Genomic DNA, 26,515 nt, shown 5'->3' with positions numbered 1-26,515 from the left:
AAAGGATTGCACTCCCGTCATAAAGGTGCATTGAATACCCGATGAGCCAAACAAGAAATAATCATTATGTGCCTCAGTGGTACCAGAACGGGTTCATTGATGAGCGCGATAATCAATTGCGTCATCTCAAACGCCGTGATATTCATCTAAAAGACGGATCAACCAAAGTTGTTTATGGAAAGAATTGGTTTACTGCCGCACAGTGCTTTTATGAGAAAGACCTGTACTCGACTTTTTTTGGCTCTTTTGTCAATGATGACATAGAAAGGAAGTTGTTTGGACCGATTGATGATAATGGTGCAGATGCGGTTAAGGCGTTTCTTACTGATGATCAGGCTCAGTGGCACCATAACTTTCAGGATTTCTTTACTTACTTAGATGTACAGAAATTACGGACTCCCAAAGGATTAGATTGGGTTAAAACAAAGTACCCTGAGTTAAATCAAATTCAGTTGATGACTGAGATGCAGGCTTTAAGAACTATTCACTGCACGCTATGGGCAGAAGGGGTTCGTGAGTTGGTGTCAGCCGAAGATTCAGACATTAAATTCATCTTGTCAGACCATCCAGTAACTATCTTTAACTACGAGTGTCCACCAGACTCAGAATTATGTGCCTATCCCAATGATCCTGACATCGCCTTAAAGGGGTCTCAGACCATATTCCCTTTGGATAAAAATCGATGCTTGATCTTGACGAATCTTGAATATGCTAAAGACCCAAATGGTACGAACCCGTTAGAACAGCGAACAAACGCTACTAGAATACGGCAGTCAATGGTCAATACAATAAACTTCATCGCAAAAAGAAAGCTGAACCAAGATGAAGTGACCAAAATAAATCACATAATAAAGTCTAGATCCAAAGACGCAATTGCTGCAGGAAAAGAGACCTGGCTTTACCCTGAAGACAGGCTAACTTGCAAGTGGTCTGAATTACGTCATGTTTTATTACCACCAACTGAAGAGCTATACAAATTCGGTGGAGAAATGTACGCAGGTTATGATGATGGCAGTACTTATTATCAGGATGAATTCGGCCGTACAAGCCCTCAAAATGAGAATCTGAAAAAAGAAACCAATGAAAAAAAAATTAGGAAGAAATGATTATTGTGGTTGTGGCAGTGGCCGAAAATATAAGCACTGTTGTAAAGATCTGCCGGACGAGTTGCGGACCAGTTGGAGTGAGCTGAGTGTACGTGAACGAAATTTAGCATTTTGCCGTGCAATCAAGGGGATTTTAGGGCTTGATGCTGGTAAGACGTGGCTAGATATCAGGCGTGAAATTACTGAGAAACAAATTTCCGATATTTATAGTTTCTATTCTTTCATATGGCCTCGTGAAACAGATATCTATTCATTGCTACCAAAGTCGGACGGCCGGTTCAGGGCTTTATACACAGGCGCTCTTGATGTTCGAGTTATTGGCCTTCACGCATTACCTATGGCTTCACTATTTAGTGAATTTCTTATCGAAAGCCCAATTATCAATCCAAATAATGTTAATCCTGAGTTTAGCCCAATAAAGAACCCAGGAAAGTATAAGTACCAAGCACTAAAAGACATTATGTTTATGTTGGAGTTAGAACCGTATATTGGTTATGGTCTTATCAATCTAATTCCTGATCCGAGTAACTTCGATCTGCATTTAATGAGAGCCATGATGGACATGGCTACATCCCGAAGGGGAACCGTACAAAGTCGGAAAGATTTCGAAGCTTATACAAAATTGGCAATTGAGGATTTTTTGAACTCAATACATATGATGCCTAGAGATGTAAAAATACGTTCATTGGTTAGCGATTTTGGCATGCCTGAATATCTCGCTGTGCAGTCTATTGATACGTTAGATGCGAATGCTGAGGCATCTCCATTGACCATGCTCCAGCCAATAGAGCCAGGAGATGGAGGCCAACTTATGCAGTTTAGCATGTCTCCAAATTATGAAATGTCGCTATTTACAGCTCAGGTTACAGGTTCGGTTATAGTAACCGACAGTGAGTCTAGGTGGTTAGAATATCAAGCGGCGCAGCACAGGCAAGCTGGCGTTGCTTCCTATCCGTGGAATGATATATATGGGAAGCTGGTTCGAGTTCCAATGGATTATCACATGCTTGAACTTTACGTCAAAAGTCAGCATCACTTTACAACCTCTAGATCGATTTTAGAACTAGCGGATAAGCTAGTATTGGCAGATGAGCGCAACCCTAAGCAATTAGAAAATTTGAGTGATTTAATAGATCGTTTAAATAATAAGCTTGGCGAGATAGATACCGATGAAGAAGCCGAGTTTGTGAATGGTGACTGTAAGATTTTAGTTCCCGATGGCGGTATACATGACAACAATGTTCAACGATTGTTGGTACGTTCAGGGTGCCTAAAATACGATGATAAAGTTCGTTCGATCTATTATGTTAACTTGAAGGTGTAAAATAAGCCTAACAAATGCATGTTGTCGGACTGGTTCTCCGCTGCGCTCCAAACCAGCCGCAAATGCAGGCGTTATGTTTCAAGGAGAAATTGAGTAAGTGCCATATATTAAGAATCACAAGATATGAGTATGAGGAACCATACCATGTGAATTTGGTGTTTGAGGCTGCAAATCAAACTCAGAGCACTACGCTCGAATATTCTTGCAATGCATCAAATTTAGTTGAAATCGCCGAGCATCTTGAAGTCTTCCCTAGGCACGCAACTGACGTATTCCTTTATGAGTTTGGCTCCGAAAGAAAAGAAGATCGGCATGCATATTATTTCAGAATGCGCGTTTTTCTTACAAACGGCACAGGATCATGCGCCGTACAGATTCGAACCAACAACAATGAAGAGCTACCTGAAAGAGAAATCTCTGAGTTTTGTATTTCAGCTGAGGCTTCACAAATTAATAGGCTTGGTCATTTGTTTCGCACCTATTCAAAATTAAACCATAAAGTCTTAGAGTGGTCGGTGAATGAAGACGTACTCAAGTAAGAAAAACATAACAAAAAAAGGCAGCATCGCCCTGCGGGCTGGACGCGCTATCGCGCGCCGCTGCTTTGGGCGTTATGTTTTTTCTGTAACTGAGCGCAGTTTTAGGTGTTTAGTAAAGGGGATAAAGTCTTTATCTGTATATAAGAGAGGGATCCTATTTTCAATGCAGAATGTGGCAATGATTACGTCAGCTGTTTTTCTTATTGTAATTCCTTGTTTCCTTAGCTTGCGGTAATTGTCCGCGGCTTTGATGGCTAGCTCAGGAGTAAGCATATTAAATTGATGCAAGGTCTTAAGGTGATCCTTCGCTATTTTATAATCTTTGTCTGCTCTAAAGCCTTGTAGTATTTCTAGCAGTATGAGGTCGCCTATGGCTACGTATTCGTCACCCAAGGCGCTATCCAAAGCCAAAGTTTCTAGTGTGTCTAGACCTTTGAAGAAGTCTATCCAAACACTAGTGTCGACTATAATCATTTGGTGGATCTCATGGCATCCAAATCACCGTCCCAGTTAAGTTTGCCTCTTAGGCTACGAATGCTGGATTGTTTTCGTAGCTTTATCAGAGCTTTTAATCCCTCTTCAACGGCTTCTTTCTTGGTATGTAGGCCGGTGGCCTTTAGTGCGTCAGCCATAAGTTTATCGTCTATAACAATGTTAGTCCGCATACTGCACCTGTGTGTATTGTTGGTTGATATCGTACACATTGTGGCTCATTGGCTTAAACATAACAAGGCCATCAATCAGACAGCTGTCGCTGGCTCTGTGGCTTAACGCTACGCTGCCACAAAACGATCAACTCCAAAGCTTCCGCTTATGGCTGCGTTAGACATGAAAAAATCAATAGGGTCAATCGTTTGATTTTACCCATATAGATTAAATTAAAAAGTTATTTAAGCTAGGATTGCTCAAGGTTATGTGGGGTCAGGTTAAAAACTATTAAGATGAAACTTTCTAAACGAGGCTGAATAGCGAAGAGTGAGCTATTCTTACACTGACCTAAATACCTGAAGTCGAAAAAATGCGTTTGAATTGATGGCATTTATTGACTTTGTGAAAGACGGTCTATCCCCTGACTATTTGATTGAAAATAACGGATATGTACTACAGAAGAAAACATGGCACGGGTTTTACCTACATTGATGAACAGAATGAAACGGTAAAAGATAAATCTATTAGAGAGTGGTTCACCAGTTTAGTCATACCGCCTGCATGGACTGATGTTGAAATATCAGAGGATAAAAAAGCCGATATCTTAGCGACTGGAAGGGATGCTAAAAATAGAAAACAATATATTTACAATCCTGATATTCAAGAAAAACATAACCAAGAAAAATTCGACCGTATCATTCGTTTTGCTGAGCAATTAGAGCATATGCGGCGTGTCACAGGCCAACATTTACGACAACGTAAGATGTCGAGAGAAAAAGTATTATCCACCATGCTACGTCTAATGGACCAAGCGTATTTTCGACCTGGTAGCCCTAGATATACTGAAGAAAACAATACGTATGGTTTAACCACGCTACGAAAAAAGCATGTAGAAATTAATGACGACGAAATTATATTTTCGTATCTGGGTAAGTCTGGTCAGGAACAGGAACGTCATGTCGAAGATAAAAAGTTAGCCAATGCTATTAAAACCTTAGATGATATTCCCGGTTATCGCCTGTTTAAATACTATGATGAAAATAACAATAAAAAAGAAGTTGAAGCCAGTGAGCTTAACGATTTCATTCATGAGTGTATGGGCGAGGAATTTTCAGCGAAAGATTTCAGGACATGGGCGGGCACTATGATCGCTGCATTGGCCTTTGATGAACTCGGCACAGTCAGCAAAGAAGACCAAGCATCGCTTGATAAGAATATTAAATCAGTGGTCGTCAGTGTTTCAGAGCAGCTAGGCAATACTCCAGCTGTTGCAAAAAGTGCTTATATTGATCCGAGAGTCATTGATAATTATATTGAGGGTAAAACAGCACATTATTTCTTAGATCAAGTGAAGCACTTAATAAAAGACAATCAAAATTTGTCGGAAGAAGAATTAAGTGTGTTGTGCATGCTAAGAGAGAGTTTAAAGCAAAAGTCCTAACCTATTAGAATCGACGTAGATAAGGAATCAATAGCGTCATACCATTTAATACTACCCAGATAGATTAAATTAATTTTAATCGTCATTTAAGCAAGGATTGCTCATGGCCAGATTACCAATATTATTCAAAAAAGATTGTCCACAAGATCTCATTCAACGTGACAATTTCCATCAAGCTCTTTTCTTTTCTGATGAAGATGGCTCCGTCTATTTAGTTAAGTTCAAAGACTTCTCCGAGCGGTTTGAAGTAAAAATACATCCTATATAAATCAAACATTCTGACCGTATTGGTTCTTGAATTTCTTCATTAACACTGCAATTCGAAGTAGACCCCATTGCATTTTTCATCAAGGTAATTAAATGCGTTTATTTAAAAATATCTGGCAGCAAATCATGGATATTAATCCATTTAAGGGTGATGTTTTACCGTCACGTGTATATCTATTTGAAAGAGGGCGACCATGTCTCCCTTTTCCTCATCTTTTAAACTACAAAACGCCTTTGGCACTCTTCGATGCTTTTTATACAAACGCTAAATCACCTGATTTGTTTGAGCGTGATAACCGCTATTTATATGTGATGGGTATGCCGCCGGTTTTCATTACTCGTGATCCAGCAGTAATTAGAGCTGTTCTTCTTGCTACAGGCGATAAGCCCGGGCAATTTGATCGTGATACGACACCAATGACTGGAATTGCCCGTGTCACCGGAGTCAATTCTCTCCTATATGCAAACGGCAAAGTATGGCGAAAACAAAAACAGATGTCAGCGGGACCTTTTGGAAAAGGCTCTCTGTTCCAACCTGAAGAGTTTCATGAGTTTGAGAAAACGTTTCGTAAAACGATAGAGAAACGATTAATCGTTTTACGTGATGCGCAGAAGATGAGTAAGAAAAACATTTATCGCGTCGAAATTGAACAGGAAATTCAACCTATCATGCTGGAAATGTTAGTGAATAATTTCTTTGGTGGTTCGGTTGAGTATAAGGAGTTACGCGAACGTTATGTCCCTGCGTTAGTTTCGTTAATTGATTACATGATTACATGATTACATGATTACATGATTACCAATACTGTGGCACCTAACCTGTCGGCTATTCATCAATTTATTACGGGTAAAGGAGCTGATGTAAAGCGTTGGAGGGAGGCCCTTGAGGACTTAACTGACATTGCACTTTCTGGCAGAGGCGAAAAGTCAGGACATTGGAAAAACTTCATTGATAAAGTTGAAGATGAAGAGGCATTGCGGAGCAATATCAGAGTATTTTTAGCTGGGGCTTTAGAAGCGACTTCATCGTTTGCGACTTGGACGTTATCTCATTTGTCACGACAACCTGAGTTGCAAGAGAAGATATATAGCGAAGTAAAAGACATTGATGTTTACGATCCCGAAAGCTTAACCGAAGCAAAATTACTTAATCAGTGTTTGAATGAAACCTTACGTTTAACCCCCTCACTTTATTTCTTTCCCCGGAAAGCCACGGCCGATACATGGCTTAAATTAGACGATACAAGAAAAATAATGATTCCCAAAAATACCACCATCCGACTGAATATTTGGAATGCAAACCGCAACGAAGCTTTTTGGGGCAAAGAGGTTTCTGGATATCCGGCAGACACTTTTTCACCTTTACGCTGGGATGAGCTGACGCGTCTAGGCATAACGCGTAAAAATTTAACCCATTTTGGATTTGGTTTAGGAGCTCGTGTATGCCCGGGTCAATTTCTTGGTCAATTAGAGGTGGGGCTAGTCGTCGGCGCCTTTATCAAGGTATTCAATTTTAAAGCTGTTAATAATGCATCTGGAGTAAGGGCTGGAGTTACAACCAAACCAGGTGATGGGACTTTAATGGATCTCGAACTGCGATAATGCTTAATAAACTACGATGTTGATAAAGTAGGATATTTGGACCCGGTTAAAACTATTAAGATTAACCTGACCAAATCGTGGCTGAATGTCGGAAAGTAAGCTATTTCGATCTGGCTCAAAATACTACTTGATATCACCATCCTTGTGAGTGGTGTCACAAAACTGCAATATTTGTCCTCTTATGCAGTAGAAATCATTTTTTGATTTGATTAGATTGATCACATTGTGCATGGATGCACGCGAAAAAAACACTTCTAAACCGTCATGGAGGACAGTCAGAATGAATCAACTCACCTTTAATTCTCAATTTGCTATTCATCGCGTTTAATCGCGATGCGAGTATTAAAATCTTTACGGCATATAGCCATATGCTGCTTTTTTCTGTGTTTGTGGTTTTTGAGTTTTCCCGTTGTTTCTGAAACATTGCCTGAAATTGATGCTCTCAAAGATCAACGTCGACAAGAGCAATTAGATGCGCTACGCAAACAACAGGAATATGAGCCGGACGTCAGATTAGAGAGTGACAAGCCAATAGCGGCCAATGTTATCCCGTTTGATGAAAGGCCATGTTTTGTCATTGAGAAGATTTCATTAGAGGGTGATGACTCATCCTTATTTCATTTCGCTATTTCAGAAACGCTTCATCAACATCCTGACTTATTAGGCCAATGTCTTGGTATTAATGCTATCAACCAGATTCAGTCTGAGCTTCAAAACAGCATCATAAAGAAAGGCTTTATTACGACTCGCGTGTTGATAGAACCCCAAGATTTAAACTCTGGGGAATTAAGGTATAGCCTGATACCAGGGCGAATTAGCATTGTCGATCCTGATAATTTGGTGTCCAGGTTAACACTATGGTCAGCTTTACCGAGTGGTGAAGGTGATTTGCTCAATGTGAGAGATCTCGAGCAAGCGATGGAAAATATGAAACGTATTCCTACTGTGGATACCAATATTGATATCAAACCTGATGATACGGAAAACAGCCAGCCGGGGGATAGCCAGCTTTTATTGGATTACCAACAGTCGAAGCCTTTCAGGTTGACTCTGGCATTTGATGATAGTGGTTATGAGTCGACAGGGCGTTATCAAGGTTCGGCTACTTTGTCTCTGGATAATATTTTGGGACTTAATGACCTTATTTATATGAGTAAAAACAAGGATTTTGGCGGTAAGGAGAATGTCGGCGGCAGCCATGGGGAAACGGCCCATATTTCTATTCCTGTCGGCTACTGGTTATTCTCATTTACAAATAGTGAATATGAATATGACCAGCGTGTGGCCGGACTCAACCAGACCTATGTTTATCAGGGTAAGAGTGAAAGGCAAGAGCTTGCCATGAGTCGGGTTTTATATCGCGATCAGTTTTCGAAATTAACCACTTCATTGACTGGCTATCATCGACGTTCACATAACTTTATTGATGATACCGAAATTGAGGTTCAACGCAGAAAAAGTGCTGGCTGGATTGCCGGTGTTGATTACCGTCGTTATATCGGCAAAGCAACCATAGATGCGGGTGTTTCATATCAGCGGGGAACAGCTGCATTTGATGCCATCGCTGCACCAGAGGAAGCCTTTGGTGAAGGGACTTCCAGACCAAAAATTTTTAATGCTTATTTTAATTGGTTCATGCCCGTTCAGTTCACTGACTATCAGATTCAGTTGCAGTCAGATTGGCGGGCGCAGTGGAATAAAACACCGTTGGTTCCTCAGGACAGATTCTCGATTGGTGGGCGATATACCGTCAGGGGATTTGATGGTGAACAGTCTTTATCTGCCGAGCAGGGTTGGCTTAGCCGCAATACAATTAGTTTCCCTTTGCAAAACCAACAACAAATTTATACGGGAATAGATTTTGGTCATGTCAGTGGTCAATCGGCGAAGTATTTATTGGGACAGACTTTAGCTGGTGCTGTGATTGGTTTAAGAGGTCAGTGGCACGGCCTTTTTTATGATGTGTTTGCGGGGAAATCATTATCAAAACCCGATGGCTTTGAGGATGGACGGCATCTTGGATTTAATTTGACTTATCAATACTGAACGTATTCAGGAGATATGATCATGGAAGATCGTTTCAACAGAAAATATTTAAGCATTTTGATTTCGGTGGCACTCTGTGGCGCTTCACTTTATCAGGACAATTTATTAGCTGCTGGCATTGCTGTTGACCCATCTGCGCCGGCTAATCAACAGGCCATCATTACCCAAACAGCAAATGGTTTGCCACAAGTGAATATTCAGACACCAAGTTCGGCTGGGGTATCCAGAAATAAATACAGCCAGTTTGATGTGGACAAAAACGGTGTGATTCTTAATAACAGTGCCAATAATGTACAGACACAATTAGCAGGATGGGTCCAAGGAAACAGTCTGCTTGCAGGTGGCACAGCCCGAATTATTCTCAATGAAGTGAATTCACAACATCCCAGTTATCTGAACGGACCAATGGAAATTGCAGGAAGCAAAGCACAGCTTGTGATTGCTAATCCTGCTGGTATCAGCTGCGATGGTTGTGGTTTTATTAATGCAGACAGAAGCACATTAACCACCGGTCGAGCTCTGATGAATAATGGCCAGTTAAGCGGTTTTCTTGTGGAAAGAGGCAACATCAGTATTGATGGGGCAGGTTTGGATGATAGCGCCACAGCCTATACGGATCTGATAGCAAGAGCCGTGTCAGTCAATGCCGATATCTGGGCAAACAATCTCACTGTCACTACAGGAAAAAACCGTGTTAGCACGACCAACGACATCATAGCTAAACTGGATGCGGATGCTGACCAACCTAGCTTTAGTATAGATGTCAGTGAGATTGGCGGCATGTATGCAGGTAAAATTCGTTTAATCGGCACGGAAGAAGGCGTCGGTGTTAAACAATCTGGAGAGATAAAAGCTAAGCAGAGTTTGACGCTGACAACGGATGGTCAGTTGGTTAATACAGGAACCATTAGGGCTGAAGCAGCGAGTGCTATCGAAACGTTTGAACTTCACAATATAGATTCTGGTGAAATTGTCTCTGATGATTTACACATACTGGCTGATTCTACGATAGAAAATAAGGGGTTAATTAATGTCAATCAGCTGCTTATCGATGCGGAGACATTAAACAATCAGCCTGGTGCCCGTATTTATGGTGGTAACACCACTTTCAATACGACAACATTCAATAATGATTCTGTCATTGCGGCCAGAGAAAATTTGTCGATATCGACTGAAACCGTATTCAATGATCAGAATGCTGAGATTCTCAGCCAGGGCAATATAGATATTGCTGGAGGCTATTCCGGGGATGCTTTGACATCAGCTAGGCAGGTTATTAATTCAGGCGGCCGGATCGAAGCTTCAGGTGATATATCGATACACGCTGATGAACTTCAAAATCTTAATGCTGAGATGATCACGGAATGGGTAACCGATAGTGTTGAGCGGATTATTGAAGTACAGCCTGAGGGGTGGGCACATAAATATGATGTCAGCCGTTTTCCCTTAATCAACAACCATAACGTAGAAAAACAGCCTTTCACTGATGAGAACGGCAATATCATTCGCTACTTCGAAGACTATACCTATTACGACTACACGGCTAAAACACAAAGTACTCATATTGTCAGTTCTTCCCCGGCAAAAATCATGGCGACAGGGAATATTCAGATAACAGGTGATGTGCTTAATAGCGATAGCCAAATTGTGGCAGGACAAACGCTGACTGTGACAGGTGGAAGCTTGCAAAACATAGCTACACCTGGACAAAAAAGCGTCAGTCATAGCGGTACACGCCAGTTCAGAGACTGGGATGGCAATGATGAAGAACTCGATTTTGGTGGTATAGCACCTTACAATCCGGCAGCTAAAAACACAGAGTTTAATTTAGGCATCAGTCTACTGGAGGATAGTCATGCTGATATCCAAAGTCTGTCGAACATTCAGACTATGACGCTGCCAATCATTAATAGCGCTATGTTTAAACTAGTGGACAATCCGACTCAATTTTATATTGAAACTGATCCACAGTTTTTAGATTACAGCGATTGGTTGAGTTCTGACTATATGTTGCAACAACTCGCTTTTGATCCCACTACAGTTATGAAACGACTAGGGGATGGGTTTATTGAGCAACGATTAGTCACTGACCAAATTGCCCAGTTAACCGGGCATCTGTATCTGAGTGAATACAATGACCAGCAAACACAGTTTATGGCATTGATGGATGCGGGTGTGAGTATGGCAGAAACACTTCAGTTAACGCCTGGTATTGCCCTCAGCGCTGAACAAATCGCTCAATTAACGACTGATATCGTTTGGTTAGTTAATACAGAGGTGACATTGGACAATGGTGAGCTTATTACCGCTCTGATTCCAAAGGTATATATCAAACCAGAAAAAGATGACTTGATAGCAGAAACAGGCTTACTTGCTGGTAATGAAGTGAACTTTGAGATCGACGGGCAGACATTTAACGCTGCCAGTATCAGAGGCAAAAATACCGTTTCGATGAACAGTGAATATTATCAACAGCTTGGCGGTGATATTCAAAGTCAATCTATTGCAGTAAATGCGACAGAGATTTCAATAGAGGGTGGCACATTATCCGCCAATAAGTCACTTTCGCTCTCTGCTGATAACGATATAAACATAAGCAGCTCAATGGCGCATAGCGAGCAAAATCAAGATAGTAGCTACTTCGAGCGCGATAATATTAAGCGATACGCCAATCTCTATGTGACTGATAGAACAGGTAAATTAATAGTTGATGCCGAGCGTGATGTTGCACTCAATGCAGCGAATATCAATGTGTCAGGAGAACAAAGCCAAACGCAAATATCTGCTGGACAAAATTTAACACTGGGCACGGCCAAAGAGTCTGAAACAAACCTGAGTATATTGAATGCTCGTGATTTCAATAAGATGCATGAGCAAAAAGATAGCGGCACATCCATTAAGACAAACGGTGATGTCAGCTTGAAGGCTGGTAATACACTTCAATTAACAGCTGCCGACATTAACTCGCAACAAGGTCATCTCGACCTGACAGCCAGACAGATCAATATTGAAAATGGTGAAGCGACTTATCAATCAGATATTGCCACCTATACGAAACGTTCAAGCGGATTTAGCTTGCGAAAGAAAGAGCAAAGAGATATGTTCAGCCAGCAAACGTCTGTGGCATCATCAGTAACAGCCAAAAATATTTCAATTGATTCTGCTACCGATATTAATGTGAAAGGCAGCCAGATTCTGGCAGATGAGAGCATTCAATTAAATGCGACGAAAGATATTAATATCACGGCTGCAGAGCAGTCTTTTGCTGAGTCTCATTATATAAAAGAGAAAAAATCAGGACTTTCAGGTACAGGCGGTGTTGGTATCAGCATTGGCACCCGAGCAATGAATACGCAAACTGAGATCAAGCAGCTTATTCACAATAAATCGACGATAGGTGCACTTAATGGGGATATTTCAGTGGTCGCCGGAGAAGCCTTTGAACAGGAAAACAGTGATCTGATTTCAGTGAAAGGTGATATCGACGTTAAAGCAAAAGATATCAATATTACGAGCCTTTATGATAAAAGCGAGACGAAGCAGGTAACCGAATTTTCACAAAGCGGTTTGTCACTATCTTTGAAAGCGCCAGCCATTTCAGTTGCCACTCAGGCTTATCAGCATGCTCTGGGAAGTGTAGAAGAAGATAAAAAGAAAAACCGTGTTCTGAATGGTATTACAGCCTATGTCCAAGCTAAGCAACTCGCTGAGATGGGGGAAAACACGCTAAATCTCATTAATGAAGGCAAAGCAGATGAGGCGATATCTTCTTCAGGTTTAAAAATAAGCATCAGTATTGGTAAGTCAGAAAGTAAAACTCAGACAGAGACCAAATCACAAACCTCACAGGCCAGCACAATTCGGGCTGGTCAAAATGTGCGTTTAACAGCAACAGATAAAGATGTGGTTGTCACAGGTAGCGATATTTTAGCGGATGGCGATATTAGCATTAATGCTGCTAATAATATTGATATATTAGCCAGTCAAAATATCCAACAGCAACATACCAAAATGGCCTCAAGTAGTGCCAGTATAGGTCTGTCTTTCGGTATCGGTGAGAATACAGGCGTCAGTCTTGATATGGCGATGAGTAAAGGAAAAGGTAAAACAAATAGTGAGGGTGTGTTTTATCAAAATAGCCATATCACGGCTGCAAAAGACTTATCCATGACGACAGGTAATGATCTCAGTTTGATTGGCGCAGAAGCCAAAGGCGATAAAGTCTCAGTAAACGTCGGTAATAACTTAACCCTATCTAGCCTGCAAGACAGTCATTACTTAACAGGGAAAGAGTCCAGTTCTGGTGGTGGCGTTGGTATTGGTGTGGGGACAGCTAGCTCGTCATTTAATCTCTATCACAACGTCCAAAAATCAAATAGCGATTACCTTAGTGTAAATCAACAAACCGGCATTATGGCTGGAAAAGAGGGTTTTGATATCGATGTAGGCAGACATACCGAATTGGATGCTGCCCTTATTGATAGCCAGGCACAAGCGGGTAAAAACCAAATCACTACCGCCACCTTGCATACGTCGGATAAACAAAACGCAATGAGTGCCGAAGTCAGCCAACAAGGCTTTAATATTAGTTCTGATGCCTTCTCGGGAAAATATGGCTTGTTAAAAACTGCGTCTCAAAATTTAAGTAATAAAGGCGAAGCCAGTGTGGATGATGCAAGTTCAACATTAAGTGCCATCGCCCCTGCTCAGATCACAATAACCGATGCTGATGAACAATTAGCGGTGTATGGTAAAACAGCAGAAGAAACGATCTCCGATATCAATAGAAATACTCAAAATACCCATCGAAAACTCAATCTAGCAGATATAGAACTCCTCAAAGATGAGGCAGAAGCAGATCAACTTTCTAAACAATTACTCTATGAGGCCGCGACGGCGTTTACCGATGAAGCATTCAGAAAAATGTTTCTTACCAAGATCGAGTTTTATCAAGTGATGCGCGATGAAAATGGTGAAGTGATCAAAGATGAAAATAATGAAGCGATATGGAAAAAATTAACTGATGAGGAAAAGCAAAATTTAAAACCGGGTAAAGATAATAAGGTACATATTTTTAATAACGGCATGTTTAATTCAGTAGATGCGGCTAAAAAACTGGCACTACAAAATCATCAATCAGACTATTTGATTCATTTCCCATTAACCAATAATGCCTTGTCGGAGCTAATGGTTGCCGGCTACCAGAAATTTCTTGAAAGCGAAGGTTTTGGACTCACCAATGCTGTTAAAGAAAATATTAAGGTGATGGCTAAATACGGTGATAAAGGACTGATAATTGATGCACATAGTCGGGGTGGGATGACTACAGGGAATGCTTTGGAGGTAATAGATAGCAGAAATGCCAACGATAGTTCAATGCTTCAATACATGGATATATATACAGTTGGTTCAGCATTCAATAATCAACAGATGGCAGATTTATTAAATAAAAATTCTGGTCAAAATGGTAATGTTTATGCCCAAGTTCACAAAGACGATTTTGTTGGTACTTTCATTGGTGGTAACGAGGCTACTGGAGGCACTACTCCTGAGGGTAGTACCAGTCTTATTGAAGGACTGAAAGCGATCTTTTTTGATGTCACGGTGCATAATAGCTATGGGGAGGGAAAGCCTAATGGTGCCAGTAAGAAATATTGGCAGGATAGTCCTGACGGGAAAGCTAAGTTTATCTTAATACCAGCAAGTAATAACAAGGAAGTGTTAAATAAATGACAGAAAAACTAATAGTTATATTGATCTGCTATATGTTTGTAACTGCATGTAGCTCTGTATATCAACAACAAGATTGTGAAAAAAAAGGAAACAATGAATGCCAAAAGGGATCTGGCGGATATGTTCTTATAGAACCAAAGATTGATGAGGACTATGTCAGAAAATACAATATCCCGTCACTGGAGTTATACAAAAATCAACTAAGCATTATAAAGACCAGCAATTGGCAAAAAGGTGATTTAACACGTCAAGAACGTGATGAGGCACTTTTAGAATGTGGCTCCAGTGATATATGGATGTCAAAAAACTATGCCTTAATGAAGACGTTAACTCCTGATGAATATAACGGCAAACTGTTATTAATCAAACGCTGCATGTTGAATGATGGCTTCACTTTCCTTGGTGATTTTTCACCATGTGAGAGTGATCCTATTCCAGCATGCGATTTACCCGTACCTAAACGAGAAACGGAAAGACGACTTAATAGTGAGTACTGCATAAAAAAGGCCTATGTAGATGCATGTCAGCCTCAATCCCGAGAACGAATTTTGAATACAGAAAAGTGTAAACTTTATCCAAAGCTATATTTTTGTGATATCTGACTACTGGCTTTGCTAAGGCAATTTATTTTTCAAAACCACGATACATGGAGGTATCAAATGACCTATTTTTCGAGAATTATTTTCACTCTTTTTATGTTTATTTTGACGGGCTGTTCTCTATATCAGGTTGTTCCAGATCCTCTCTGGGATGCTTGGTATAAACGAGGCAGTGATAAGGAAACAACCATAAAAGACATGAGAGAGTGCGGATATGGTAAGGATGTGCAGAGTGGGGCAGATTTACCTAATAGCAAGATTGCTCCCCTTCATCTTTGTATGGAAGAAAAAGGCTATAAGTTTGATTTCAGTAGTTTCCGCGCGAATAATTGTTACGGCACAAATGCTCCGTATCCTTGCCGTGCTTACTGGAGCGGTGGTAATGCTCAATGGGAAGAAGTAAAACCGACTAATTAAAATTAAAAGAGTTTATCTAGATACAAATCAATGGAGTCAGTCAGGTAATCTGGCTCCATTGATTCTTTTCACTTGAACTATTTAGAACATTACTCAAAAGAGGCAATACCTGTCATTGCATTTGTAAGGATTGGCCTTTGAAAAAGTCGCTTTTAGTTGTCACAGAACAATCCTAATAAGTCAAATAAGAGGAGTGCCTCAGACGGCGTCCCTTATTGAGGAGTTATGTCTGATCGTAGTGCCCTCCGATAGCGAAGATATAAACAGAATTTTCATCAAACCGATATATCAACCTGTCTTTTTGAGAGATACGTCTAGACCATAGCCCGTTTAAATTATGTTTTAGCGGCTCAGGCTTGCCAAGACCTGACGATGGATCGTCTGAACGCAGCATTTCTTTAAGTAATTTACATAGTGCCTTATGTAATTTTTTGTCTTTCTCACGTATATTTTCGTACGCTTCACAAGTATTGCCTTCAAATACTCTGCTGTTCTCTGGGCTTATCACCTTAACTATGATTGTGAATTTTAAGTGAGTCGGCAATCTGCTGCATTAGATCCTGGTTTTGGAGTACATGAAGAGTTTCTTGTTCACGCTGCCAATCATTGGCACTCAAAACTACAAATGCCTCACCAATGCGTCGGGTTACTTTAAGTGGTTCATTTCTGTTAACTATCTGCATTAGAAAGTTTTCCAGATTGTCTCTAAACTTATTCAGACTGACGGTATCCACAAAGTCACCTCTATAGTGAGGGAGTATCATACAAATATATCAAAAGCTCTAATAAAACCAACAACAAACGTCTAATGCCAAAAGACGAATTAGGCTTGACCTCGCTAGTGCTATGCCTGAGATGACTGTTTTACTCTTAAGGAAAATATCGGCCCCATCCAATATCGATTTCAAAAAGCTATTCTGACTTTTACCGCTATTTTTAACTTAGATTAATCCATTCATTTTGCTGGGTTGTTATATTGCCTCACTATCGTTTTGAACTTATCTCTGTAATTTTCTGACAAACAAATAATTGCTGGTGATAAGCCTTTCTGTAAGGAGGCACTTTGTATTCCATTACTTATGTCAGTAAAGCCACAGAGGATTATTCTCAGGCTCAGCTATTAGCTTTGCTTGAGGTGTGTCATAGAAATAATCTTAGGGATAAGCTCACTGGTCAGCTTCTTTATAAAGACCGGGAGTTTATGCAGGTTTTGGAAGGCGATGAAATGGTATTGAAACGCGTCTTTGAGAAAATCTGCCGCGATAAGCGACATAAAAATATACTCATCTTGGACGAAGGTTTTATCCAGCAACGTGAATTTGATGACTGGTCCATGGGCTTTAATAATCTCGATGAAGAGTTACAGCACCACATTCCCGGTTATAGCGATATTCTTAATTATCCATTGACGGGTCATGAGTTTCAGGCTCAGCCATCTTTAGCTCAGAAGTTATTACTTTCGTTTAAAAGTCCACCACCGGTGTGACGTTTTTTAATAATAGTTATTTATCTTTGATATGGGGAAAGCCTAGGTATAAGGTGGCTAAACCCTATCCATTCTAATTATCAGATTTGTTTCAGCACCGCCGCATCGTTCTTCAGGTGTTCTTAATACGGTTTAAGAGAGGAGAAAAAAATGAGCAGGAATGATAACAATCGCACAACGACTGATTCAGGGATGCCTGTTTCCAGTGATGAACATTCGCTAACCGTTGGCCGTGATGGGCCAATTTTGCTACATGATTTATATTTAATTGAGCAAATGGCCAATTTTAATCGTGAGCGTATTCCAGAACGACAACCACATGCTAAGGGCTCTGGTGCATTTGGTCACTTTAAAGTGACACATGATGTCAGCCAGTTCACTAAGGCGGCGGTGTTTCAGCCTGGTACTGAAACCGAGACATTGATGCGTTTTTCCAGCGTGGCGGGTGAGCGTGGAAGCCCGGATACATGGCGTGACCCGCGTGGTTTTTCCATTAAGTTTTACACGAGTGAAGGCAATTACGACATGGTGGGGAATAATACACCGGTGTTTTTTATTCGCGACCCACTCAAGTTTCAACATTTTATTCGCTCACAAAAGCGCCGTGCCGATAATGGGATGCGTGACCATGATATGCAATGGGATTTCTGGACCTTATCACCAGAGTCAGCTCATCAGGTGACGTGGTTGATGGGTGATAGAGGCATTCCTAAAACATGGCGTAATATGAATGGTTACTCTAGTCATACTTATTTATGGGTGAATGATAAGGGTGAAAAGTTTTGGGTGAAATATCACTTTAAAACCAATCAGGGCATTGATTTTCTGACTCAGGATGACGCTGACATGCTCGCTGGTAAAGATGGTGATTATCACAGACGTGATTTATTTAATGCGATTAAAGAGGGGAATAATCCAAGCTGGACCATGAAGGTGCAGATCATGCCGTTTGAAGAGGCTAAAACCTATCGTCTGAATCCGTTTGATTTAACCAAGGTCTGGCCTCATGACGATTATCCACTGCATGAAGTTGGGCAACTCACGCTTAACCGTAATCCGACAGATTTTCACACTGAGATTGAACAGGCCGCATTTGAGCCAAGTAATTTAGTCCCTGGTATTGGTATCAGCCCTGACAAAATGTTACTGGGCCGGATGTTTTCTTATGCCGATGCACATCGTCACCGTTTAGGTGTGAACTATAAGCAGATTCCGGTGAATTCGCCAAAATGCCCTGTGAATAGTTACAGTAAAGACGGCGCAATGCGCGTGCAAAATGTGACCGATCCGGTTTATGCACCAAACTCGAAAGGTGGGCCAAAAGCCGATCCTGAAAACTATCCTGAAGACACTACCTGGGCTGCCAGTGGTGAATTTACACGTGAAGCTTATACCTTACGTGAGGATGATGATGATTTTGGTCAGGCCGGCATTTTAGTCCGTGAAGTGATGGACAATGCACAACGTGATCGTCTGGTATCAAACGTAGTAGGTCACGTCAGTGATGGTGTTGAAGAACCCGTATTGTCACGAGTGATTGAGTACTGGAAAAATATTGATGGTGATATTGGTGAACGTATTGCCAAAGGGTTAGGCAAAGCCTGATTACACCGTCTTTCCGTTAAACAAAAAAGCCAGCTTAAAGCTGGCTTTTTTTATGTGAATATAAATACTTTCTATCGTGTTAACGCGTCTTCATCACCTTTATGGTTTGGGTGAATAAAGTTCGATTCTTTTGCTGTATGGATATCCGGCCCATCTAAAAGTGCGCCGGCACGTTCTGGTAAAACGCGTTGGTCTGAAAAGTTACCCAATTCTTCATAACCATGAGACAGATGATCAAATAATTCTTTATATGAACCGGCCATATCTTTAAAGGCTTGTGCTGTTTTGTCGTAATGGGCATGCACTTTTTGCTTGTAGGCGTCGAGTTCGGCTTGTTTATCGGCCAGTTGGCGGTCGTATGACTCAGCGATTTCTTTCATTTGATGATCACTGCCGGGAGCTTGGCGACGTCCCAGAGCAAAGCCGATTAATGCAGCAATAATAGCGATGACAATAGTGAGTGCCCAGATTTCCGTTGAGGTCATAGTTATTTCCAGTAATAGTGAATAAGGACTAGTCTAGCCACTGGCAGAGCACATGACAAACCGTTTTCTTTATCGTCTTTATTTTATGATTTAATAAGTCATCGTCATCACTTATATCCGCCATAACAGAAAGGATACAGCATGGTTTCACCTATATTTTTAGGTCAGTCGACGTCTGCAGTGACTTTATTGCCGAATATGGCTAATCGCCATGGTTTGATCGCTGGTGCGACAGGAACAGGAAAAACTGTCACTTTACAAGGGCTGGCGGAAAGCTTTAGTCAGATCGGTGTACCGGTTTTTGCGGCAGATATTAAAGGTGACTTATCGGGTGTGAGCCAAGCAGGGAAACCGCATCCGAAAATCAGCGAACGTGTAGAAGTAATGGGGCTGTCAGATTTCGGCTTCACTGGGTTTCCGGTCACTTGCTGGGATGTGTATGGAAAACAGGGGCATCCGCTCAGAGCGACTATTTCTGATATGGGACCACTGCTGTTATCCCGCTTGATGAATTTGAATGATACCCAGCAGGGCATTCTAAATCTGGTATTCCGGGTGGCAGATGATAACGGCTGGTTGGTGCTGGATTTAAAAGATCTGCGAGCTATGCTGCAGTTTATTGCTGAGAATGCGGCTGAGTTCAGAACGCTGTACGGCAATATTTCTGCTGCCAGTGTGGGCGCGATTCAGCGACGTTTATTAGGGCTTGAGGAGCAAGGCGCTGCCCAGTTATTTGGTGAGCCGATGTTAAACCTGGATGATCTGTTGCAAACAGATGAGCAGGGGCGCGGTGTTATTAATTTGCTGGCGGCTGATAGTCTGATGCAGTCTCCTAATCTTTATAGTGCGTTTTTATTATGGCTGTTATCGGAGTTATTTGAGCAATTACCTGAAGTGGGTGATCCGGAAAAGCCGAAGTTGGTACTGTTTTTTGATGAAGCCCATCTGTTATTTGATGACACGCCCAAAGTACTGCTGAATAAAATTGAGCAAGTGGTTCGACTGATTCGTTCAAAAGGCGTCGGTGTTTATTTCGTGACGCAAAACCCCACTGATATCCCGGATAGTGTGCTTGGACAATTGGGTAACCGGATTCAACATGCCTTGCGTGCCTACACGGTAAAAGATCAAAAAGCCCTAAAGGCAGCAGCAGAGACTTTCCGTGATAATCCGGCGTTTGATACCCGGGAAACTCTGACCAGTTTAGGGGTAGGCGAAGCATTGGTGTCTACGCTTGATGAAAAAGGCCGACCGCAGATCGTGCAGCAGACACTGATTAAACCACCACAAAGTCAGATTGGACCTGTTACTGAACAGCAAAGGCAGACCTTGTTACGGACTTCTTTGGTGGCTGGGGTCTATGACAAGACATTAGATAGGGAGTCGGCGTATGAAGTGCTGGCAGAACGTGCATTAAAAGCTCAGGAAGCTGAACAGAGTCAGCCAGCGGATGTGCCAAAAACAACGGCAAGAAGGCGTGAGACTGCCCTGGAAGCCTTTGCCAAAAGTACGATGCGTGCTATTGGCAGTCAATTAGGTCGCCGAATTGTCAGAGGTATTTTAGGTTCCTTATTAGGCAAAAAATAACAAATTGAGTCTGTTTTTAAATGCCGTAGAATAGTCGTAGAGATATAAGGGGAAAGATGATGATTGATACCAAAAAAATTGAAGAAGTTGTACAAAGCATCAGCAAAGCATTACCACCAGGTTTAGTGCAAATGCAGGAAGATGCTGAAAAGAATATCCGTGCAGCCCTCACCGCGACATTTACCAAACTGGATCTGGTCACGCGTGAAGAGTTTGATGTGCAAGCTCAAGTGTTGTTACGTACCCGTGAAAAGTTGGAGGCACTGGAACATCGTGTCGCCGAGTTAGAAAACCCACCTAAATAAGAGAAAAAATATGTCTGAATTTACTAATGTCACGGTCACACGTGAAGCAAACGTTTATTTCGATGGTAATGTGACCAGCCGTAAAGTGACATTTGCTGATGGCAGCTACAAAACATTAGGCATTATGATGCCGGGTGAATTTACCTTTGGTACAGAAAAAGCAGAATTGATGGAAATTCTGGCCGGTAAATTGACTTATCGTCTGAAAGGCGATGCTCAGTGGATTGATGTAAGCGCTGGCGAGTCATTCAATGTGCCAGCTAACTCATCATTTGATATCCAGATCTTAGAGTTGGTTGATTACTGCTGTAGCTATTTAGATTAATACGCTATCAGAGATAACAAAAAAGGCGCCTCAGGGCGCCTTTTTTGTTTCAGACTACTTTAATTAGTCCCAGTCATACACCAGATTCATCTGGTAGGTGGTGTCTGTGCTTTCAGCATCTTGTGCTGGCTGACTGTTGTACTTGCTACGTAGGCTTGCACGTACTTTCCAGTCTTCTTTCTCAGTAATCGGCATTTCGCCACCAAAGTTGGTCACGATCAGGTAGTTTTTACCTGGGCTACTAAATGAGGGGTAATAAGTGAAGTCGTGGAATAGACTCAGTTTGCTATTCATTTTGTATTTCACGTCGTAACCCAGCACACCCGTTGGGTCTTTCTCATTGGTGCCGTCTGAGTAGCTCTCAAAACGATAACCGAGACCAGCAAAACCTTTGAATTTCAGATCATCTTCACGAATGAAAAATCGACCTAAACTCGCTGCGGCGATGGCACGTAAATCCAGCTCTTCAAAATCATCAATTTCAAAGTCGGCAGAGCCTCTGGCAAACCACATTTCGCTGATATCACGTTCCAATGAAAGTCCAGCCAGTTTTTGATTGGCTGTCTGCTCGCCATCCTCTTTCTGGAAGTTAACTTCCATGTAGATGTTCATACGCTCTTGATCAGTTTCACGGTTTAATTCACCCCGACCATGTGCGCCAAAACGGTTGGTGTTACCTGAGGCACCGGTGATACCCATCGCGATGCTGCCGCTCCAGGGATCACGTAAGCGATTACGTTCTTCTCTTAGCGCTGTAAGAGCAGTTTCATAGGAGGATTTCAGATCTTCTACTTCTTTTTCTTTGTCCGCTTTCAGTGTTTTTATTTCATCTTGGTATTCCTGCTGTACAGCAAGAATTTGTGGTTTGGTAGCATCGGTCGCCCAGACATTTTTTATATTTTTGGGATCGATATTCACTGAGCCAAAAGCGGTATCGCTCAGTTGCGACTGGCCATTACTATCCACACTGAGTTTACCTACGATACGATCACGACTTTCCAGTTCAACCAAAAACTTTTTGTCAGTAGTGATTTGATTCACCCGAGCATAATCAATGGTTACTTCGTTGGCGAAGGCGGTATCCATGATTAGCTGACCATTTGCGACTTGTTTGACAGTCCCTTTCAGCAGACTGCCATCGTCCAGAACAACTTGGTCAGCGATGGCGATATTGGTGAAGGTGCTTGAAATTAATAAAAAAATAGTCCTCAAGCTAGGCTTGTGCATAAAAACTCCGGAGTTTTGTATTGGATGGGTTGTGCGCTACTAAATTAACATAAGCAACCGCTTTCGTAAAAATCTACGCTTTTTTCGTCCGTTATTTATCCGACAAGTTTCACGACAATATAAAAAAAGATAGGCTAATATTATTTTTCAAACACGCTCAACCAAGGATGGAATATGAGTATCGCTAAGGTCTATAGCCGTGCGGTGACAGGTATACATGCCCAGTCAGTCACCATAGAAGTGCATTTATCGAATGGTTTGCCCAGTTTGTCGATTGTGGGGATGCCTGAAACCGCAGTCAAAGAAAGTAAGGACAGGGTGCGTTCTGCTATTTTGAACTCACAGTTTAATTTTCCTCAGCAACGCATCACCATTAATTTAGCACCCGCTGATTTACCTAAAGAAGGCGGGCGATTTGATTTGCCTATTGCGTTAGGAATACTCGCGGCATCAGGGCAAATTCCCTTAAAAGCGATTGCTGACAAAGAGTTTATTGGTGAATTAGGTCTGGCCGGAGAGTGTCGTTCTGTACGTGGTGTTTTGCCAACAGCGCTGGCTACTTCTGCAGCTAAACGTGTTTTGATTTTACCCTCAGCCAATGCCAGTGAAGCAGCGCTAATTGAGCAATGTCAGTGTTTTGGTGCGGATAGTTTGCTGGCTGTATGCGCTCATTTGCATGGACAGCAATTATTGAATCTGGCTGAAATACCGGATGATATATCAACTGAACCTGAGTATCCGGATTTGATTGATATTCGTGGGCAGTCACATGCGCGTCGTGCTTTAGAGATTGCAGCTGCAGGTTCACACAGTCTTCTTTTTTGTGGACCACCAGGAACCGGCAAAACGATGCTGGCCAGCCGACTGCCCGGAATATTAACTTCCATGTCAGAAGCTGAAGCTATGGAAACAGCCGCCATACATTCTATTGCCTCTAATGGTTTTGATCCGGCTCAATGGCGTCAGCGGCCATTTCGGTCACCGCATCACACTGCATCAGCCGTGGCATTGGTGGGCGGTGGCAGTCAACCCAGACCGGGAGAAATATCGTTAGCGCATAATGGCGTACTTTTTTTAGATGAACTGCCCGAGTTTGACCGCCGCGTATTGGAAGTACTGCGCGAACCGATAGAATCTGGCAAAATCTCGGTTTCAAGAGCGGCACAGCAGGCGGAGTTTCCAGCACGTTTCCAACTTGTCGCAGCGATGAACCCATGCCCTTGCGGTTATCTTGGCGAGTCGCGTTGTCGATGTACAGAAGAGCAAGTTCGTCGCTATCGTGCTAAAGTCTCCGGCCCGTTACTGGACCGAATCGACATGCTGGTCGAGGTACCTGCAGTGGATAAACGTTTATTACGAAATCAAGCGGCTGATGCTACTGCAGAGCATTCTGAGCAGGTTCGCCATCGAGTAGAAAAGGCGCGCCACAGACAGCTCGACAGACAGGGTAAAGCGAATAATTTGCTGGAACAAAAAGAGATAGAGGAAGTTTGTCTGTTGACTGAACAAGATTATCAACTGGTAGAAAAAGCGATTATTCGTCTGGGCTTATCAGCCCGTGCCTATCATCGCATTTTAAAAGTCGCCAGAACGATTGCTGATCTTGCTGGAAGTCGTCAAATACAAACTGAACATCTTAGCGAAGCCATCAGTTATCGCCGGCTTGATGTAGGTTATTAATGTCCATATGTTTCACGTTATCACTGAGTGGCAACACTCGGTTGCTCATGTTGTTTTTCAGAGGCGTTGATGCTGAATGATCTTAATCCGCAGCAGCAGGAAGCTGCGCGTCATATAGATGGACCTCTTCTCGTTTTAGCCGGTGCCGGTAGTGGTAAGACGCGAGTTATTACCCGAAAAATTGCTTATCTGATAGAGCAATGTGGCATTTCTGCAAAAAATATCGCTGCGGTGACTTTCACCAATAAAGCCGCACGTGAAATGAAAACCCGGGTTTCTGAACTCATGGCCAGTCGCCAAAATTCAGCGGCAGCACGTGGTTTGATGGTGTCGACTTTTCATACCTTGGGATTAAATATTCTGCGTCGTGAATATAAATCGCTGGGCTATCGCAGTGGATTTTCTATTTTTGATGCGCAAGACAGTCTGGCGGTTTTACGTGATCTGATGGGGCGTGATTTTGCTGCCGATAGTGAACACGCTGAGCAAGTGCAGTGGCAAATTTCAGAGTGGAAAAACCAGCTGATTCTGCCTGAGAAAGCGATGCAAATTGCCGAAGCCGGTACCCAGATGGCTGCGGCGAAAGTGTACCCGCTTTATACCGCTGCTTTGCAGGCATACAACGCGGTTGATTTTGATGATCTGATCCTCAAACCTGTGGTGTTATTCCGTGAACATGATGATGTTTTAAAAAAGTGGCAGGCACGTATTCACTATCTGTTGGTGGATGAGTATCAGGACACCAATGGCTGTCAGTATGAGCTGGTTAAACAACTGGTCGGTATACGGGAAGCACTGACCGTGGTGGGGGATGATGACCAGTCGGTATATTCATGGCGTGGTGCAAGGCCAGAAAATCTGGCGCAGTTACAGACCGATTATCCGCGTTTGAAGCTGATTAAACTGGAACAGAATTATCGTTCCATGAGCCGGATTCTCCGTGTCGCAAATACCTTGATTCGTAATAACCCCCATGTGTTTGAAAAGCAATTATGGAGTGCGTTAGGAGAGGGCGATCCGATTCGGGTTATTGGTTGTCGTGATGATGATCATGAGTCGGAAAAAGTCGTCTCTGAGCTGCTTTATCACAAGCTGAAACATCAGGCGAATTTCAAGGATTACGCGATTCTTTATCGTAGTAATCATCAGTCCAGACCGATTGAACGTGTATTACGTGAACATAATGTGCCTTATTTTCTAACGGGCGGGACGTCGTTTTTCTCACGGATTGAAGTCAAAGACATCATGGCCTATCTGCGCCTGCTGGCCAATCAGGATGATGACAATGCCTTTCTGCGGGTCATTAACACCCCGCGTCGTGGTATAGGTTCAAGTACATTACAAGCTCTGGGTAATTATGCTTCTGAACGTAAGACCAGCTTGTTCGGTGCCTGCTTTGAGATGGGCTTGGCAGAAAAGCTGCCTGAAAAAGCCATTATCAACCTGACACATTTTGCTAATTGGCTAGTCGATATTGCTGACCGGGCAAAACGTGGTGATTTAATGAGCGCCATTCGCGATATGGTCGAAGAAATCGAATATCGTGGCTGGTTGGAAGAAACCAGTGGTGATCCAAACAAAGCCGAACGCCGCATGGATAATGTGCTCGAGTTACTGAGCTGGATCGAACGTATCATCGAAAACGACACAGAAGAGAAAAGTATTGGTGATATTGCTGCCCGTTTGACGCTGATGGATATTCTGGATCGCCAGGAAGACGAAAATCAGGCCGACGCCGTGCATTTGATGACCTTACATGCAGCAAAAGGTCTGGAGTTTCCTCATGTATTTATGATTGGCATGGAAGAAGAAATTCTGCCTCATCGCACCAGCATCGAAGAAGGCACCATTGAAGAAGAACGTCGCCTGACCTATGTCGGCATTACCCGAGCACAACGCAGTCTGGTCATGACTATGGCCAATACGCGTAAACGCTATGGCGAAAAGATGGAGTGTGAGGAAAGTCGTTTTCTTCGTGAACTACCGTCTGATGATCTGATCTGGATGTCTGAAAAAACACAGGCGGATCCGGAAGAACGTAAAGAGCGCGGTAAAGCCCACTTATCGAATATCCGTCAGATGCTGAAATAAAA

24 protein-coding genes are annotated in these 26,515 nt (G+C 42.3%); 18 read left to right on the top strand and 6 right to left on the bottom strand.

Annotated elements, in window-relative coordinates:
* Positions 1-41 precede the first annotated feature (41 nt).
* The 3 genes from MAMP_RS15780 (at position 42) to MAMP_RS12440 (ending at position 2,969) form a co-directional block, all read left to right on the top strand.
* Positions 42-1,106 (top strand): DUF4238 domain-containing protein, encoded by a 1,065-nt coding sequence (locus MAMP_RS15780; RefSeq protein WP_007146416.1) that lies wholly within the window; start codon positions 42-44, stop codon positions 1,104-1,106.
* On the top strand, positions 1,081-2,430 hold the full coding sequence (locus MAMP_RS15775) for a YecA family protein (RefSeq protein WP_007146415.1): 1,350 nt from the start codon (positions 1,081-1,083) through the stop codon (positions 2,428-2,430). Before MAMP_RS15780 ends, MAMP_RS15775 begins: the two co-directional genes overlap by 26 nt.
* 146 nt (positions 2,431-2,576) lie before the next feature.
* Positions 2,577-2,969 (top strand): hypothetical protein, encoded by a 393-nt coding sequence (locus MAMP_RS12440; RefSeq protein WP_007146414.1) that lies wholly within the window; start codon positions 2,577-2,579, stop codon positions 2,967-2,969.
* Positions 2,970-3,041: 72 nt separating this feature from the next.
* Here MAMP_RS12440 and vapC read toward each other — a convergent pair whose 3' ends face one another.
* Complete coding sequence (vapC, locus tag MAMP_RS12435; RefSeq protein WP_040576596.1) at positions 3,042-3,443, bottom strand: type II toxin-antitoxin system VapC family toxin; 402 nt, start codon at positions 3,441-3,443, stop codon at positions 3,042-3,044.
* Positions 3,440-3,634 (bottom strand): type II toxin-antitoxin system VapB family antitoxin, encoded by a 195-nt coding sequence (locus MAMP_RS12430; RefSeq protein ID WP_040576595.1) that lies wholly within the window; start codon positions 3,632-3,634, stop codon positions 3,440-3,442. The genes vapC and MAMP_RS12430 overlap by 4 nt, the downstream gene beginning before the upstream one ends.
* Before the next feature lie 431 nt (positions 3,635-4,065).
* Here MAMP_RS12430 and MAMP_RS12425 point away from each other — a divergent pair, with 431 nt between their 5' ends.
* The 8 genes from MAMP_RS12425 (at position 4,066) to MAMP_RS12400 (ending at position 15,722) form a co-directional block, all read left to right on the top strand.
* Complete coding sequence (locus MAMP_RS12425; protein ID WP_007146410.1) at positions 4,066-5,058, top strand: DNA topoisomerase IB; 993 nt, start codon at positions 4,066-4,068, stop codon at positions 5,056-5,058.
* Positions 5,059-5,161: 103 nt separating this feature from the next.
* The gene (locus MAMP_RS16155) at positions 5,162-5,326 is read left to right on the top strand and encodes a hypothetical protein (protein ID WP_007146409.1); all 165 of its coding nucleotides are present in this window, start codon (positions 5,162-5,164) and stop codon (positions 5,324-5,326) included.
* Between the two features lie 92 nt (positions 5,327-5,418).
* Positions 5,419-6,105, top strand: a complete 687-nt coding sequence (locus MAMP_RS16325) for a cytochrome P450 (RefSeq protein ID WP_007146408.1) — start codon at positions 5,419-5,421, stop codon at positions 6,103-6,105.
* A 12-nt stretch (positions 6,106-6,117) separates the two neighbouring features.
* Entirely contained in the window at positions 6,118-6,927 is an 810-nt protein-coding gene (locus MAMP_RS16320; protein WP_007146407.1) for a cytochrome P450, read from the top strand.
* Positions 6,928-7,323: 396 nt separating this feature from the next.
* Positions 7,324-8,973: a ShlB/FhaC/HecB family hemolysin secretion/activation protein gene (locus MAMP_RS12415; RefSeq protein ID WP_202796141.1), complete on the top strand. Its 1,650-nt coding sequence runs from the start codon at positions 7,324-7,326 to the stop codon at positions 8,971-8,973.
* Positions 8,974-8,994: 21 nt separating this feature from the next.
* On the top strand, positions 8,995-14,706 hold the full coding sequence (locus tag MAMP_RS12410) for a two-partner secretion domain-containing protein (protein WP_007146405.1): 5,712 nt from the start codon (positions 8,995-8,997) through the stop codon (positions 14,704-14,706).
* Complete coding sequence (locus tag MAMP_RS12405) at positions 14,703-15,308, top strand: hypothetical protein (RefSeq protein ID WP_007146404.1); 606 nt, start codon at positions 14,703-14,705, stop codon at positions 15,306-15,308. The genes MAMP_RS12410 and MAMP_RS12405 overlap by 4 nt, the downstream gene beginning before the upstream one ends.
* Before the next feature lie 57 nt (positions 15,309-15,365).
* Positions 15,366-15,722 carry a hypothetical protein gene (locus tag MAMP_RS12400; protein ID WP_007146403.1) on the top strand — a complete coding sequence of 119 codons (357 nt, stop codon included), beginning with the start codon at positions 15,366-15,368 and terminating at the stop codon, positions 15,720-15,722.
* A 223-nt stretch (positions 15,723-15,945) separates the two neighbouring features.
* Here MAMP_RS12400 and MAMP_RS12395 read toward each other — a convergent pair whose 3' ends face one another.
* Together MAMP_RS12395 and MAMP_RS12390 are read right to left on the bottom strand one after the other, a co-directional pair.
* A complete protein-coding gene (locus MAMP_RS12395; protein WP_237701232.1) occupies positions 15,946-16,230 on the bottom strand; it encodes a Txe/YoeB family addiction module toxin in 285 nt (94 codons plus the stop codon).
* Position 16,231: 1 nt separating this feature from the next.
* Positions 16,232-16,456: a type II toxin-antitoxin system Phd/YefM family antitoxin gene (locus MAMP_RS12390; protein ID WP_007146402.1), complete on the bottom strand. Its 225-nt coding sequence runs from the start codon at positions 16,454-16,456 to the stop codon at positions 16,232-16,234.
* A gap of 329 nt (positions 16,457-16,785) precedes the next feature.
* Here MAMP_RS12390 and MAMP_RS12385 point away from each other — a divergent pair, with 329 nt between their 5' ends.
* Complete coding sequence (locus MAMP_RS12385; RefSeq protein WP_007146401.1) at positions 16,786-17,208, top strand: BLUF domain-containing protein; 423 nt, start codon at positions 16,786-16,788, stop codon at positions 17,206-17,208.
* Between the two features lie 150 nt (positions 17,209-17,358).
* On the top strand, positions 17,359-18,813 hold the full coding sequence (locus MAMP_RS12380; RefSeq protein ID WP_007146400.1) for a catalase: 1,455 nt from the start codon (positions 17,359-17,361) through the stop codon (positions 18,811-18,813).
* A gap of 71 nt (positions 18,814-18,884) precedes the next feature.
* On the opposite strand, the gene MAMP_RS12375 is transcribed toward MAMP_RS12380, so the two are convergent.
* The gene (locus MAMP_RS12375; protein WP_007146399.1) at positions 18,885-19,298 is read right to left on the bottom strand and encodes a ZapG family protein; all 414 of its coding nucleotides are present in this window, start codon (positions 19,296-19,298) and stop codon (positions 18,885-18,887) included.
* Positions 19,299-19,439: 141 nt separating this feature from the next.
* On the opposite strand from MAMP_RS12375, the gene MAMP_RS12370 reads away from it, so the two are divergent.
* From MAMP_RS12370 to ppnP, 3 genes are read left to right on the top strand one after another with little or no spacing between them, the layout of a single operon-like run.
* A complete protein-coding gene (locus tag MAMP_RS12370; protein ID WP_007146398.1) occupies positions 19,440-20,885 on the top strand; it encodes a helicase HerA-like C-terminal domain-containing protein in 1,446 nt (481 codons plus the stop codon).
* Between the two features lie 59 nt (positions 20,886-20,944).
* Positions 20,945-21,190: a ubiquinone biosynthesis accessory factor UbiK gene (gene ubiK, locus MAMP_RS12365; protein ID WP_007146397.1), complete on the top strand. Its 246-nt coding sequence runs from the start codon at positions 20,945-20,947 to the stop codon at positions 21,188-21,190.
* 10 nt (positions 21,191-21,200) lie between these two features.
* A complete protein-coding gene (gene ppnP, locus MAMP_RS12360; protein WP_007146396.1) occupies positions 21,201-21,515 on the top strand; it encodes a pyrimidine/purine nucleoside phosphorylase in 315 nt (104 codons plus the stop codon).
* A 63-nt stretch (positions 21,516-21,578) separates the two neighbouring features.
* Here the strand turns inward: ppnP and MAMP_RS12355 are convergent, their stop codons facing one another.
* Positions 21,579-22,742 (bottom strand): DUF481 domain-containing protein, encoded by a 1,164-nt coding sequence (locus MAMP_RS12355; protein WP_007146395.1) that lies wholly within the window; start codon positions 22,740-22,742, stop codon positions 21,579-21,581.
* Between the two features lie 174 nt (positions 22,743-22,916).
* On the opposite strand from MAMP_RS12355, the gene MAMP_RS12350 reads away from it, so the two are divergent.
* Entirely contained in the window at positions 22,917-24,422 is a 1,506-nt protein-coding gene (locus tag MAMP_RS12350; protein WP_007146394.1) for a YifB family Mg chelatase-like AAA ATPase, read from the top strand.
* Between the two features lie 69 nt (positions 24,423-24,491).
* Positions 24,492-26,513, top strand: a complete 2,022-nt coding sequence (gene rep / locus MAMP_RS12345; RefSeq protein ID WP_007146393.1) for a DNA helicase Rep — start codon at positions 24,492-24,494, stop codon at positions 26,511-26,513.
* Positions 26,514-26,515: the final 2 nt, after the last annotated feature.

The sequence above is a fragment of the Methylophaga thalassica MP genome (assembly GCF_000214595.1).
Classification (GTDB): Bacteria; Pseudomonadota; Gammaproteobacteria; order Nitrosococcales; family Methylophagaceae; genus Methylophaga; species Methylophaga thalassica.
Note: the sequence above shows the minus strand (reverse complement) of the source record. Positions and strands in the feature narration are given on the sequence as shown.

Bases quoted from the DNA above. Each gene is read 5' to 3' on its own strand.
- MAMP_RS12410 (WP_007146405.1), top strand. From the start codon at position 8,995: ATGGAAGATCGTTTCAACAGAAAATATTTAAGCATTTTGATTTCGGTG.
- MAMP_RS12425 (WP_007146410.1), top strand. From the start codon at position 4,066: ATGTACTACAGAAGAAAACATGGCACGGGTTTTACCTACATTGATGAA.
- MAMP_RS15775 (WP_007146415.1), top strand. From the start codon at position 1,081: ATGAAAAAAAAATTAGGAAGAAATGATTATTGTGGTTGTGGCAGTGGC.
- vapC (WP_040576596.1), bottom strand. From the start codon at position 3,443: ATGATTATAGTCGACACTAGTGTTTGGATAGACTTCTTCAAAGGTCTA.
- ubiK (WP_007146397.1), top strand. From the start codon at position 20,945: ATGATTGATACCAAAAAAATTGAAGAAGTTGTACAAAGCATCAGCAAA.
- MAMP_RS12405 (WP_007146404.1), top strand. From the start codon at position 14,703: ATGACAGAAAAACTAATAGTTATATTGATCTGCTATATGTTTGTAACT.
- MAMP_RS12380 (WP_007146400.1), top strand. From the start codon at position 17,359: ATGAGCAGGAATGATAACAATCGCACAACGACTGATTCAGGGATGCCT.
- MAMP_RS16155 (WP_007146409.1), top strand. From the start codon at position 5,162: ATGGCCAGATTACCAATATTATTCAAAAAAGATTGTCCACAAGATCTC.
- MAMP_RS12430 (WP_040576595.1), bottom strand. From the start codon at position 3,634: ATGCGGACTAACATTGTTATAGACGATAAACTTATGGCTGACGCACTA.
- MAMP_RS16325 (WP_007146408.1), top strand. From the start codon at position 5,419: ATGCGTTTATTTAAAAATATCTGGCAGCAAATCATGGATATTAATCCA.
- MAMP_RS12400 (WP_007146403.1), top strand. From the start codon at position 15,366: ATGACCTATTTTTCGAGAATTATTTTCACTCTTTTTATGTTTATTTTG.
- rep (WP_007146393.1), top strand. From the start codon at position 24,492: ATGCTGAATGATCTTAATCCGCAGCAGCAGGAAGCTGCGCGTCATATA.
- ppnP (WP_007146396.1), top strand. From the start codon at position 21,201: ATGTCTGAATTTACTAATGTCACGGTCACACGTGAAGCAAACGTTTAT.
- MAMP_RS16320 (WP_007146407.1), top strand. From the start codon at position 6,118: ATGATTACCAATACTGTGGCACCTAACCTGTCGGCTATTCATCAATTT.
- MAMP_RS12370 (WP_007146398.1), top strand. From the start codon at position 19,440: ATGGTTTCACCTATATTTTTAGGTCAGTCGACGTCTGCAGTGACTTTA.
- MAMP_RS12350 (WP_007146394.1), top strand. From the start codon at position 22,917: ATGAGTATCGCTAAGGTCTATAGCCGTGCGGTGACAGGTATACATGCC.
- MAMP_RS12355 (WP_007146395.1), bottom strand. From the start codon at position 22,742: ATGCACAAGCCTAGCTTGAGGACTATTTTTTTATTAATTTCAAGCACC.
- MAMP_RS15780 (WP_007146416.1), top strand. From the start codon at position 42: ATGAGCCAAACAAGAAATAATCATTATGTGCCTCAGTGGTACCAGAAC.
- MAMP_RS12375 (WP_007146399.1), bottom strand. From the start codon at position 19,298: ATGACCTCAACGGAAATCTGGGCACTCACTATTGTCATCGCTATTATT.